An 11,886-nucleotide genomic window follows, 5' to 3' on the forward strand; every position below is an offset into this window, starting at 1 on the left:
GGGGGAATAATGCACTAGTGAGACACTATGCCAGGGCGAACTATCCACGACTTTACCCGGCCGATCCAGCGCCTCACCTGGGTGGAGGACGCGCACGCCTACCACGGTGCCACAGAGAATCGGCTTGTAGCCGAGACTGGGGTACCCGCAGACTCGCTGCGGCAGGGGCTCTACCTATATCTGTACAGTAACCGCGGTGAGACCCACCCAATCAGGAACAAGAATCGGCACCAGCACCCACCTGACGGAGCCGTGGTCTGTCCGCCCGATTTCTGCACGCTCAAGAGCGGAAAATTTCAAGACGGTCTGCATGAGCATATTAGGAGGAACCTTCATGGCCATCTCTGGCGTCCGGACGCCACACCCCGACAAGATCACGTGACCCCACACGTCATTGTTTGGTTCCTCGCGTTTGAAACCGACCCGCTTGGCCCTGGACCTCCCGGCGCAAGACAGCGAACTCGAGAGAAATACTACAACTTCACCGTGCGCGAATGGCTATCCGGCCGCAGTCTGAACGATGTCCGACAGAACGGACGATCCGAGCATCGTTGGATTCCCCCTCATACGACAACGCTTCCGGTCACTCTGGAGGATGGGCGGAGTTTTCTCGAGAGCCTCCTCGTGCGCAATCCAGCCTGGTAGGCTCGACGTGCAGCGTGCCATTGTCTCCAGGGCGCGGACATACGCGCCCTCTTGCGACTTGCCGCGTACGGAGAGCCGGCTGCCCAACTCCGGTTTGCAGCAGACGTCGCCCTCGCGTTCGCTCGGCCGGCGCAACTGAAACCTGGTACGTTGGGCGGGCAGGCGTGAGCCGAGGCAGTTATGGCTCCAGCGGAGTACAGCCTCTCAGGCGTCTGCCCCTGGAGGGCTCGCGCGGACGGGCCCGTCTCTACGATCGAGGATGCGCGCTCGAGCCCGGATGGGCCCGTCTCGACGACCAGCAGGCCGCCCACTCTCCGAACCGCCCTGATCCTCCCGACTTTTCCGATCAATACGAGGACTTGCGCGGGACGACCTGGGCGCGCGTGCCTGGGCCTGGTATGCTCCAGGTGCGTCGGCGGGAGCGCGCCTTCGCTAGGAGCTGCCCGTGAAACCGCGCGTCTATGTCGAAACGTCAATCTTGAGCTATCTGACCGCGCTGCCAAGCAGAGATGTCATCCAGGCCGCCCGCCAGCAGGTCACGATCGGCTGGTGGGCGCGGCGAGACGAGTTCGAGCTGTTCCTCTCCGACCCGGTGCTGACCGAAGCGCGCCGGGGCGACCCCGCGGCAGCTGCTCGGCGGCTCGGGGCAGCCGCGGGGATCGCTGTCCTCTCAGGAGCCGAGGAAGCGGAGATGCTTGCCGCGGCCCTCATCAAGCAGGCAGCCATGCCCGCAAAGGCAATCGTCGACGCCGCGCACGTGGCCATAGCCGCCGTTCATGGCCTCGATTTTCTGCTGACATGGAACTGCACGCATATTGCGAATGCTACGATGCGGCCACGCATAGAGTCCGTGTGTAGACACAGTGGGTTTCGACCGCCCATCATCTGCACGCCAGACGAGCTGCCGCCACAGGAGGAGAAATGATTCGCGATGCCATCGTCGATGAAGTCCGCGCAATTCGCGACGAAATTGCGAAGGAATGTGGTTATGACGTTCACGAGCTGTTCAAGGCGTTTCGACGCCTTGAAGCAGGCAGCGCCACGGACCACGTTTCGATCGTTCCGCGTAGCGGTGGCCCGGAGGCCGCCCAACAAGGCAACGCAGCGGACGAGGCGAAGGCGACGACGCCCGCACCTCGCCGCTGATTGCCAAGGCGTCGTTCGGCCCGCGCCCGCCACGGGCGACTGGGCGCCTCGTGATCCGAGCGCGGCGGCCGCACAGGGAGGCCGCCGCGGCGCGGCGCGCGTGGCTCGCCGGCCGCCCGCCGTCGCGCGGAGTCGCGAGCCCTCGCGCCGCGGCGCGCCGCTTCCACGGAGCTCGCTCGCGGCGCGCGCCCTCGGCGCAGGCCGGGTCTCCCCGCCGCTCCCGCCCGCGCCGCGCCCAGGCCGAAGACCCGCGCCGCAGCCCCCCTCGCAGGCGCTCCCGAAACGGCCAGCGCGCGTCGATGAGGACCTGCCGCGGCTCGCCGACTTCGTGCGATGCCTCGCGCGGGGCGCGAACAGGTCAACCTGGTCTTCCCGGAGGTGAGCCCGGCCCCGGCGGAGCGCGACCGGTTGGGTCAGGCGCTCCTGCCGGAATGACGGAGGCGTTGCGGCGGGTCCGCAGCGCCAGCGCGCCGTGTTCTCGAGCCGGCGCGGCGTCAGACCGGCGCGCCTGTCGGCTCGACCGGCGCAGGCTCGGGCGGCGCCCGCTCGTCGGGCGCGGCGGCGCTGCCGCGGCGCTTCGGGCGGAGCCGCCGCAGGGCGCTGCGGAACGAGGTGGCGCTGAAGCGGCGCTTGACCTCGGGCATGTCCCAGCAGGCGTTGACTCCGGCGGCGCGCGCCTCGTTCCCGAGCAGCGTGGCGTACGTCACGATGGAGTTGCGGAGCACCATCGCCTCTTCCCGGTTGCGCAACCCGAGGATGCCGAGCAGGTCGCGGCCGCTCACCTCGTCGAGCAGCGCGCTGCCTTCGCGCAGGAAGTCCTCGGTGAGGCCGACGAGCGCAAGGCGGGCCTGGTGCTGCTGGGCGAGCCGGAGCAACATGGCGAGATCGCTTGTCTCCTCGGTGAGTGTGCCGCTCGTGTTCACGTCGGCGAACGGCGAGGACATCCAGGGTACCGAGGATACATCGTTGTGCGACCGCCTGTTGGTTTGAACGACCACGGATGATATCTGTGCCGGGGTGACGCTCTTTGACTTCTGTGGCTTTCAGTTTGGTCGAATGCGTCTGCGCGTTCAGTTCCAGCGGCCATGAATTGGTACTCGATGCGTTCAATAAGTGCATCAGCCGTGATGTGAGCATTTGGGCTGTCTTGACGCCCCCGGTCTAACTCCGCATTGCAGACCGACGGACCGGGCAGGCTCGCTTCGCTCGCCAGCCCGGCCCGTGGCTGAACGCGAGACGTTAGGCAGACGATTGCGCTGAGCGTGGCACAGCAGAGGAGACCGATCGGCTGCGCGTCGGTGCCTTACGGCGCCGAGCTTGCTTGCCGCGACGGCCCGTCGTAAACTAGGATATGGCCGTTCGAGCCGTTACGGTAAACCTGCCCGAGCCGCTGTACGAGCGCCTGGCTCGCCGCGCGCAGAAGACGCAGCGAACCGTCGAGGCCGAGCTCGTCGACGCGGTGATAACGTCCCTCCCTGACGAGCCCGACGAGCTGCCGGCCGACATGGCGGACGCCATCGCCGCGCTGCACTTGCTGGGTGATGAGGAGCTATGGCGGGCCGCCAGGCAGGGCCTCGCCCCGGAGAAGGCCGCGGACCTCGAGGCGTTGCACCTCAAGCGCCAGAGCGACGGGCTCTCCGCTTCGGACGTCGAGGCGCTCGCGACGCTCATGAAGGAGTACACGCGGATCATGCTGGTTCGTTCCCGATCTGCCGCTTTGCTCAAGCAGCGAGGTCATGACGTCTCGGTGCTTCACCAAGGACATGAGCCGTAGCTACGTCGGGAGGGCGCTGCGTGAGCAGGTCGCCAGTGAGGCGCGCCATCGCTGCGGCTACTGCCTGACCTCGGCGCGCATCATCGGTACGCCGATGGAGATCGATCACATTGTACCCGAGTCGCTGGGCGGACCTACTACAAGGGAAAACCTCTGGCTCGCATGCTCGATGTGCAACGACCACAAGGGGAATCGAATCGCTGCTCCCGACCCGCCTACCGGTGAAGTCGTGCGTCTCTTCAACCCCCGACAGCAGGTCTGGCCGGATCATTTCTGCTGAAGCACGGAGGGATCTCTGATCATCGGCAAGACGCCGACTGGCCGAGCTACGATCGCTGCGGTTCGCCTGAACCGCGTCGAGCTCGTGGAAGCCAGGCGAGGCTGGGTCATCGCTGGTTGGCATCCGCCGGAGGATTGAACCATGGAGAACCTGGCGTGGCTCGCCGACTTCGTGCGGTGTCTGGCGAGGGGCGCGGAGCAGGTCAACCTGGTCTTCCCGGAGGAGAGCCCGGCCCTGGCGGAGCGCGACGCGCGACCGGCTGCGCGAGGCGCTCCTGCCGGAATGACGGAGGGGTTGCGGCGGGTCCGCAGCGCCAGCGCGCCGCGTTCTCGATCCGGCGCGGCGTCAGACCGGCGCGCCTGCCGGCTCGACCGGCGCCGGCTCGGGCGGCGCCGGCTCGTCGGGCGCGGCGGCGCTGCCGCGGCGCTTCGGGCGGAGCCGCCGCAGGGCGTTGCGGAACGAGGTGGCGCTGAAGCGGCGCTTGACCTCGGGCATGTCCCAGCAGGCGTTGATGCCGGCGGCGCGCGCCTCGTTCCCGAGCAGCGTGGCATAGGTCACGATGGAGTTGCGGAGCACCAACGCCTCTTCCCGGTTGCGCAACCCGAGGATGCCGAGCAGATCGCGGCCGCTCACCTCGTCGAGCAGCGCGCTGCCTTCGCGCAGGAAGTCTTCGGTGAGGCCGACGGGCGCAAGGCGGGCCTGGTGCTGCTGGGCGAGCCGGAGCAGCATGGCGAGATCGCTTGTCTCCTCGGTCAGCGTGCCGCTCGTGTTCACGTCGGCGAACTGCTCGGCGACGTCCGGCTCGAACGCGAACGCCTGGTCGGCGAACGCCTTGAGGCGCGCGCGCCAGGGCCGGCTCGCCTTGATCACCTGGTCGATGGGCCGCACCTGATAGGCGCCGGTGCGCTTGCCCTCGCCGAACCAGAGGTTCGCCGTGTCGAGGAGCTGGATGGCGCCGCGGAGCAGCGCGCGACGCTCGGGGCCATAGGCCTTGCTCGCGAGCTGCGCCTGGTGCTGGACGACGGCCAGATAGAGGTCCCGGAGCTCCGTGAGGGTGGTCGAGACGGGTTGGCTCGGCTCCATGACCTCGCGGACGATGCGGTCCATCTCGGGCCGCGCGGTATCGAGGATGGCCTGGAACTCCGCGGGGGTCGCGACCGCGCGGGTTTCCTTCAGGACTGCGTGTTGTTCTTGTGAGAGTTCGATTCCCATAACCTACCTCCAGTGAAGGTGGCGAGCGGGCGAGCGTAACACCGCGGTTGAGCCCGGGGCGACACAGACGGACGCAGCCGTCCGGAGAGCACGTTCTCAACGCCGGGGGCTGCGCCGGCGCGCCCGGGGCGCATCCCAGCAGGCCGGGGCGCGAACCCAGCAGACCGTGGAGCGCGGCCAGCGGGCCGGAGAGCTCGACCAGCGCCGCCGAGACGGCCGGGAATCGTGCCAGCAGATCCGAGGAGACGTACCAGCAGATCCGGAAAGCCGTACCAGCAAGCCCGATTAGCCGTACCAGCATGTCCGAGGAAGCGTACCAGCGGATCCGAGGAGGCGTACCAGCAGATTCGGAGAGCCGTACCAGCAAGTCCGAGGAGCCGTACCAGCATGTCCGGGGAGCCGTACCAGCAGGTTCGAGGAGCCGTACCAGCATGTCCGGTGAGCCGTACCAGCGGGTGCTGGCAAGCATCCCGGGGCTGATGGGGAGTCGCCGGGAGGCGCTGGCACGGCGCCGGGAGTTGCTGGCAGTCGACCTGGCCGAGGCGCGCGATAGCCTTCGCCGCGAAATGCGGGCCAGAGCTCACCTGCACGAGCACGTCCGCAAGGCGCTAGTCCGCGGCGGCGTCCCAGCGGAGCGGATCGCGCACGCGTTCTCCTCGGACGCCCCCTAACGTTGCTCCGACGTCCTCGCTGCGTGAGCGCGGCCGCCGCCTGGGTGGCGCCGCAAGCACACGGTCTCCCTCGACGTCGCGTCCGCCTCGCGATGGCCGAGAATCCATGTCACAGGCGAGCGGGGGAGGGCCGCCCGTGCGCCACGCTACCGCGTGATCTCTCGGGGCGGCGCCGCCGCCGACGCTCCGAACGCGTAGGACACGCCCACTTCGGCGCGGAACGGGACGAGCGGGGGCGGCTCGAGGCCGTGGGTGGAGCGATAGCCCGCGCGCAGCCCGAGCTCGACGCCCGGGCCGATCGACAACCCGAACGCGAGGCTCGCGTCGAGGTAGCCCCCCGTGGGCGCATAGAAGCCGTCGCGAGTGCCCTCGTAGGTCGCGCGCGCGCGATCGCTCGCCGCGATGTACGTGCTCAGGATCGCCGTGTACTCCACCTCCAGCGCGATGAACCAGCCGCGCTGGAAATACCCGCCCGCGAGCCCGGGGTGCGCGCCCACGCTCACGAACCGAAACGCCTGGTTGTCGCCCGTCTGCGCCGGCAGCCCCAGGCGCCCGGCGAGCCCCCAGCCGCCGTGCTGCAAGAGCGTCGCGCGCGCCGCCGGCTCCAGGCGGAAGGAGTCGAGCGCCGGCACGAGGAAGACCGGCAGCGTCAGCCCGATCTCGAGGTCGAGGCGGCGCACGAGCCGTTCCACCGGGATCGCCCGCCCGTAGGCGAGCTCCAGAGCGGGCGCGGAGTTCCATCCGAGAGTGACGTGCGTCGCGTTCTCTTGCTCCCCTTGATACCCGCTGATGGGCGCGGCCGACGCGACCGCGGAGACCGCCGTCGCGGCGATCGCCGCGGCGAGGGCGACGGCCCTCATCTCGCCCCCTCGTAGGCGCCGAGATGGGCGCGCAGGACCTCCATGACACGATCGGGGTGCTTGTTCACCCAGCCGTGGTCCTCGCCTTCGATGCGGACGAGCTCGACGTCGCAAAAAAGAGGGGCGTGGCGGCTCTCCTGTTGCTCGAACCCGATGACGGTGTTGATCGTCGTTCCGATCAGGGTCACCGGCTTGCAGAAGCGGTCGAGGCCGGAAGAGAAATCGAAGTCCCACGCTCCGTCCGTCTTCGCCGAGCTCTGCAGGTCCCGCATCGCGCGCGCGCCCAGGCGGAAGGCCTTGAAGTTGTCGGGATCGTCCGGGTCTTCGTAATACCCTGGCTGCGACCAGCCCTGTCCCAGGGAGAGGAGGAAGTCTGCGCGCGCGTCTCCGTCGGGGCTCATGGCCCACTCCGACCAACCGAGATCGTTCAGCCCCTCGGCGGTGAGGCCGAACGTGAAGAGCTCGGTCTCGTTCGCGATCGCCGCGTTCAGGAAGCCCGGCTCGCTGAGGACGGCCTCTCCGACGCGGTCGGGGTGCCTCTGGATATAGAGGGCCGCGTACATGGCGCCCCACGAATGCCCGAACAGCGTGACCGGCGCGTCGGGGGAGAAGCGCTGGACGAGCTCGTGGAGATCCGCCGCGTACGTCTCGACGGTGAAGTCCGATGAAGGGACGCGCTCCGAGAGGCCGGTGCCTCGCTGATCCCAGTGGACGACGAAGTACCGCTCGGCGAGCGCGCCGAGGCCGAGCATGCCGCGCATGTCGCCGCCGGGGCCGCCGTGCAGCGTGATGAGGGTGGGGTTCTTCGGGTCCCCTTGCGTGCGAAGGTGAATGAGGGCGCCGTCGCGGAGGGTGAAGCGAGGCAGCGTGTCGTCCTCCGCGACCGTCCTCGGGACGAGGTTTCCAGGCGCGTCCGGATCCAGACAGCCCGAGGCGAGCACGACGCACGTCAGACAACAGCGGCGGGCGAACGAGCGCATGACCGGAGCGTACGAGCCCGGGCCGCCCCCGGCATTGTGCCGCCACGCCAATCGATTGTCCGGCGGCGCCCTCGGCTACGCGCTACGCCATGGAGCGCTCGCGGAGCTGGCCCGGCGTGCTCCCCGTCCACCGCCGGAAGGCCTTGTAGAACGCACTCACATCGGAGAACCCCACCAGCGAGCCGATCTCCGCGAGCCCGAGGGCGGGATCCTCCAGGTAGCGCAGCGCGAGCTCTTCGCGGGTCTTCTCGACGAGCGCTCGGAAGGGAAAGCCGTCCTCCGAGAGGCGTCGTTGCAGCGTGCGCGCGCTCAGCCCGAGCCGCTTCGCCACCGTCGCCAGCTTGGGAGCACCGCCGTGCAGCTCGAGGGCGAGCGCGTGCCGCGCGCGCTCAACGAGGCTCGCCTGGGCGGGCGGGAGCTTCTGCACGAGGAGGGCGGCGTGGCGCTCGAGGACGGCACAGAGCTCGGGGGCGGCCCCTCTCATCGGCGTCGCGAGCGCCGCGCGCGGGAGGACGATCGCGTCGCCGGGCGCTCGAAATCGAACCGGGCAAGCGAAGATCCGGGTGTACGCCTCGAGCTCGGCGCAGCGCGGGTGACGGAACTGGATCGAGGAAGGCGACAACGGCGTGGCGGCGAGCGCGCGGAAGCGAAGGACGATGTTCGCGAAGCCGAACTCGGTCGCGACCCGGTGCGGGGCCGCGCCGGGGACGTGCTCCCGGACGAGCCGGGCCTCCGTGCGATCGACGTGAAGGACATGGCGCACGGCCGTGCTGATGACGGCGAAGTGCCGCGAGAACCTCTGGAAGGCGTCTCCCACCGTGTCGCTCGACGCGACGACGTAGTCCATCACATCCCAGTGGCCAATCGAGAGCGCCTCCGCGGCGCGGAGCCCGACGCCCGGATCGCCGGCCCTCTCGACGACATCGTCCCAGAGCGCGATCCACCGGCGATAGGAGAGCCGGAAGTCGGGGTTGCGCAGCTCCTCCGGCGCGAGCCCGTGCGCTCGGGCGAGCGAGCTCCCGTCGATCCCGGCAGCCTCCGCGGCCCCGAGGACGCTCCGCAGCGCCTTCACGCCGACGCTCAGCGCGCGCTCGCCCTCCGCCTTCACGAGCGGGTCGAGCCCCCGACGAGAGCTCACGAGGCGGGGCCTGCGCGACACTCGCGAAAGTCGCACGGCCGGTCAGCGACGTCAACCACGCCCGTGGGCTTCGCGTGGCGCAGGCAGCTCGGGTTCAGGCGCCCGAGCGAGATCCCGTGGTTCACCTGGAACACGGTTCAAGTCGAGGCTACTCGCTCACGAGGGCCCCTGCGCGGCCCCCGAGCCCTTCAACGGGTTCTGGGGCGTTGGGCAGCTCCAAGTGAGACAACGCGTGGCGGGAGTTCCGATCCTCGCCACGACGCGCTTTGGGTGTAGATCCTTGGCGACGACAAAAGTTCGTGCGATTTCATAGTGTTGTGCGGCAGGTGCGGTCCCTGGGACCGCGCACCTATCCCCTCGATGCAGACGCCCGTCGACGAAGCCGGTGGACTTGGCCCCCTGAGGCATCCCCTCATTTGACCTCGAAGAAATGGCTGAAGAACGCATGCTCGCGGACGATGCGGTCAAAGGCATCCACCAGGCGGCGAAGCCACTCCTCCCGCATCGTGGGGATGCAGTGGTACCAGTACAGCCCCTGGCGATAGAGCGAGTGCGTTCGCTTCTTGACCGTGTTGACCTTCAGAGTTCGATCGAGCCGAGCACCACGGCGCCCACGGCGGCACGCTTGTCCGTCACTCGCGCGCCGACCAACGACTTCGGCCGGCCGTTCGACGGCACCCAATCCTCGGCGGCACGCACCGCGCCCTCGGCCGATTCGACGAGGATGCAGCCTCGGAACCGGATGACGAAGTCCCAGCCGAACGCTTCCAAGAGCGCATAGAGCTCCTGGTAGCCGAACGCCCGGTCGGCCAGGAGCGTGATGTTCACGTTCTCGGGCAGCCAGGTGTGCAGCCGCTCGACCATCTCCAGTTCATGTCCAGTGCGCTGATCCTTCAGCGCCGACTTCTTCACCGTCTTCCAAGCCAGCGGCATCGCCCGACCGTGGGTCGTCACCATGTAGGCGCAGAGCGTTGTGTGGTCGTCCTTGTCGAAGTCGGTCCAGTCGAGGGCGATGAGAATCGACGCGTTCTCTCCCACGACGAACCGGACCCAGCGCGCCAGCACGATGTCGAGCGACAGGGCGTCGTTACCCAACAGGCGGTCGACCTGCTTGACGCCGCTCTTGGCGGTGATCTTCGCCACGTTCGCGTAGGCCTGCCCGATGGCGTGGATCGACAGGACGGCGGCGTTCAGGACCCCGGCGACGCCGTTTGCCAGCGACAGCACGCGCAAGGCGTGCAAGTCGGCGCCGAAAACGCGGTCCGCGAACTCCCGGGTGTGCTCCAGGCCGAGCTTGTCGCGGTCGGGCTTCTGGGTCGAAAGCGAATCGGCAATGGTCACGGGTGGCATCATGCCGCATCAACCATCCGCCGGGCGATGGATTCCCGGCTCCGTTACGAACAAGGGGATCCCTCAGGTTGGGACCCTGAAGCCGGCAAAACCTATTCCGTAAGCGTCTCGGGAATCTCGGCGACCATCGCCTACGACGTCGTGTTCGTCGACTGCGAGTAGAGGATCCTCGTTCCCCTTCAGCTCGGGATCGCGAGCGTTTGGGGCCAAGATCCCTGGCGCCAGACGTGCACCCGTCCTTTTGACAGACGCCGGCTCACCCAGCTCGGCGTCCGGCCGAACGCGGTGGGATGGGCTGGAGGCTGGTCCCTCCGCTGGAGGCGCCTGCCTCCACCTCCCCGATTTGTCCCCGGCCTCCGCCAGCATGGCTCCAAGACGACGCCTGCCCAGGCAGGGCACTCCAGCTCTCGCAGGTTTGCCAGCGGCACGTCGGCTGCTTGAGCGTCGTCAGCCGGGAAAGGCCGGCGACTGGAGAAGACATGCGAGCATTGTATTTTATCTGCGGGATCGGAGCCTCGATCATCTGGGCCGGTTGCACGATCACGCCGTCGGAGGACGAGCTCTCGTCTGTCGCGAGCGAGACCGACCCGCTCTACGCCGACAGCACCACGATCTGGAAGCGGCTCAAGATCCCCGTTTGCTTCGAAAATGCCACCGGCGGAAATGCCACCGGGCGCGGCTGGGTGCGGGACGCCATCACCGCGACTTGGCAAGAGCACTCGAAGCTGATCTTCACCGGCTGGGGCAAGTGCGCCTCCGATGCCGACGGCATCCGGATTCGCATCGAGGACACCGAGGACGAGCCGCACACCATTGACCTCGGGCGCGATCTCGACGGCGAAGAGGACGGGATGTCATTGAACTTCACGTTCAACCACTGGGGCACAGCGTGCTCCGACCCATCGCGGCGCGAGTTCTGCGTCAAGACCATCGCCGTCCACGAGTTCGGTCACGCCCTCGGCTGGTCGCACGAGCAGAACCGACCCGACCAGCCGGCGAGCTGCACCGACGAGCCGCAGGGCCACGACGGCGACACTCTCGTCGGCCCGTTCGACGATGAGTCGGTCATGAATTACTGCAATCCCAGCTGGGCCAACGGCGGCGTGCTCAGTAGCGGCGACATCCGGGGTCTCCAGGCCTACTACGGCCACCCGAACGCCGCCAGCATGCGCATCGCCGCGGTCAATCTGGGCGAGGACAAGTTCTATTTCTTCCGCGGCGCGTTGTATAGCCGGGTCGACGCCGACGACCTAAAGATGGATGACCATTATCCGCGCAACATCGCCAGCAACTGGGGCAACTGGCCGTCGAGCTGGTCCGGCGGCATCGACGCCGCGATCCGCTGGAATAGCTCCACCGCGTACTTCTTCCGGGATAGCCAGTACGTGAGGATTGACATCGCCAGCAAGTCGGTGCTCGCCGGCTACCCGAGGTCGATCGCCGGCAACTGGCGCAACTGGCCGTCGAGCTGGACCAGCGTCGACGCCGCGGTCGACTGGGACAACGGCAAGGTCTACTTCTTTCGCGGCAGCGACTACCTGCGCTACGACAAGGCCAGCGATCAGGTCGACGCGGGCTATCCGAAGCCGATCTCGGCCCACTGGCCGGGCCTGTTCGGCGCGAACATCGATTCGGCGCTCAACAACGGCGACGGCAAGGCGTACTTCTTCAAAGGCAACGCTTACGACCGAATCGACATCGACGACGGCACCTTCGTGGTCGACGACGGCTATCCTTCCATCATCGCGGGGAACTGGCCGGGCGCCCTGTTCTAGACCGCGATTTCCGCAGAAAGTTGAGGGAGCGTTCTGGCTGGCCGCCCGGTGACAT

Annotated in this window: 11 protein-coding genes; 5 read left to right on the forward strand and 6 right to left on the reverse strand. The window is 68.0% G+C overall.

The window, feature by feature from the left end; translation table 11 throughout:
• Positions 1 to 1,090 precede the first annotated feature (1,090 nt).
• Complete coding sequence (locus tag WMF34_RS02510) at positions 1,091 to 1,570, forward strand: type II toxin-antitoxin system VapC family toxin (protein ID WP_437992296.1); 480 nt, start codon at positions 1,091 to 1,093, stop codon at positions 1,568 to 1,570.
• Positions 1,567 to 1,791, forward strand: a complete 225-nt coding sequence (locus tag WMF34_RS02515) for a hypothetical protein (RefSeq protein WP_437992297.1) — start codon at positions 1,567 to 1,569, stop codon at positions 1,789 to 1,791. Before WMF34_RS02510 ends, WMF34_RS02515 begins: the two co-directional genes overlap by 4 nt.
• Positions 1,792 to 2,285: 494 nt before the next feature.
• On the opposite strand, the gene WMF34_RS02520 is transcribed toward WMF34_RS02515, so the two are convergent.
• Positions 2,286 to 2,735, reverse strand: a complete 450-nt coding sequence (locus tag WMF34_RS02520) for a hypothetical protein (protein ID WP_437992298.1) — start codon at positions 2,733 to 2,735, stop codon at positions 2,286 to 2,288.
• Positions 2,736 to 3,142: 407 nt separating this feature from the next.
• On the opposite strand from WMF34_RS02520, the gene WMF34_RS02525 reads away from it, so the two are divergent.
• Positions 3,143 to 3,565 (forward strand): hypothetical protein, encoded by a 423-nt coding sequence (locus WMF34_RS02525; RefSeq protein WP_437992299.1) that lies wholly within the window; start codon positions 3,143 to 3,145, stop codon positions 3,563 to 3,565.
• Positions 3,555 to 3,845, forward strand: a complete 291-nt coding sequence (locus WMF34_RS02530) for an HNH endonuclease (RefSeq protein WP_437992300.1) — start codon at positions 3,555 to 3,557, stop codon at positions 3,843 to 3,845. Before WMF34_RS02525 ends, WMF34_RS02530 begins: the two co-directional genes overlap by 11 nt.
• Positions 3,846 to 4,190: 345 nt before the next feature.
• On the opposite strand, the gene WMF34_RS02535 is transcribed toward WMF34_RS02530, so the two are convergent.
• The 5 genes from WMF34_RS02535 to WMF34_RS02555 form a co-directional block, all read right to left on the reverse strand.
• Positions 4,191 to 5,057, reverse strand: a complete 867-nt coding sequence (locus WMF34_RS02535; protein ID WP_012233098.1) for a hypothetical protein — start codon at positions 5,055 to 5,057, stop codon at positions 4,191 to 4,193.
• 817 nt (positions 5,058 to 5,874) lie between these two features.
• Complete coding sequence (locus tag WMF34_RS02540; protein WP_437992301.1) at positions 5,875 to 6,588, reverse strand: hypothetical protein; 714 nt, start codon at positions 6,586 to 6,588, stop codon at positions 5,875 to 5,877.
• Positions 6,585 to 7,568 carry an alpha/beta fold hydrolase gene (locus WMF34_RS02545; RefSeq protein WP_437992302.1) on the reverse strand — a complete coding sequence of 328 codons (984 nt, stop codon included), beginning with the start codon at positions 7,566 to 7,568 and terminating at the stop codon, positions 6,585 to 6,587. The genes WMF34_RS02540 and WMF34_RS02545 overlap by 4 nt, the downstream gene beginning before the upstream one ends.
• 82 nt (positions 7,569 to 7,650) lie before the next feature.
• Positions 7,651 to 8,706, reverse strand: a complete 1,056-nt coding sequence (locus WMF34_RS02550; RefSeq protein ID WP_437992303.1) for an AraC family transcriptional regulator — start codon at positions 8,704 to 8,706, stop codon at positions 7,651 to 7,653.
• A gap of 579 nt (positions 8,707 to 9,285) precedes the next feature.
• Positions 9,286 to 10,047: a hypothetical protein gene (locus tag WMF34_RS02555; protein WP_437992304.1), complete on the reverse strand. Its 762-nt coding sequence runs from the start codon at positions 10,045 to 10,047 to the stop codon at positions 9,286 to 9,288.
• Positions 10,048 to 10,493: 446 nt separating this feature from the next.
• Here WMF34_RS02555 and WMF34_RS02560 point away from each other — a divergent pair, with 446 nt between their 5' ends.
• Entirely contained in the window at positions 10,494 to 11,831 is a 1,338-nt protein-coding gene (locus WMF34_RS02560; RefSeq protein ID WP_437992305.1) for a hemopexin repeat-containing protein, read from the forward strand.
• The last annotated feature ends 55 nt before the right edge of the window (positions 11,832 to 11,886 follow it).

It is taken from the genome of Sorangium sp. So ce145 (assembly GCF_051525985.1).
Classification (GTDB): domain Bacteria; phylum Myxococcota_A; class Polyangia; order Polyangiales; family Polyangiaceae; genus Sorangium; species Sorangium cellulosum_B.

What these genes read in the sequence shown, in the direction of transcription:
- WMF34_RS02515 (WP_437992297.1), top strand. Translation starts at nt 1,567, where the DNA reads ATGATTCGCGATGCCATCGTCGATGAAGTCCGCGCAATTCGCGACGAA.
- WMF34_RS02520 (WP_437992298.1), bottom strand. Translation starts at nt 2,735, where the DNA reads ATGTCCTCGCCGTTCGCCGACGTGAACACGAGCGGCACACTCACCGAG.
- WMF34_RS02525 (WP_437992299.1), top strand. Translation starts at nt 3,143, where the DNA reads ATGGCCGTTCGAGCCGTTACGGTAAACCTGCCCGAGCCGCTGTACGAG.
- WMF34_RS02530 (WP_437992300.1), top strand. Translation starts at nt 3,555, where the DNA reads ATGAGCCGTAGCTACGTCGGGAGGGCGCTGCGTGAGCAGGTCGCCAGT.
- WMF34_RS02535 (WP_012233098.1), bottom strand. Translation starts at nt 5,057, where the DNA reads ATGGGAATCGAACTCTCACAAGAACAACACGCAGTCCTGAAGGAAACC.
- WMF34_RS02540 (WP_437992301.1), bottom strand. Translation starts at nt 6,588, where the DNA reads ATGAGGGCCGTCGCCCTCGCCGCGGCGATCGCCGCGACGGCGGTCTCC.
- WMF34_RS02545 (WP_437992302.1), bottom strand. Translation starts at nt 7,568, where the DNA reads ATGCGCTCGTTCGCCCGCCGCTGTTGTCTGACGTGCGTCGTGCTCGCC.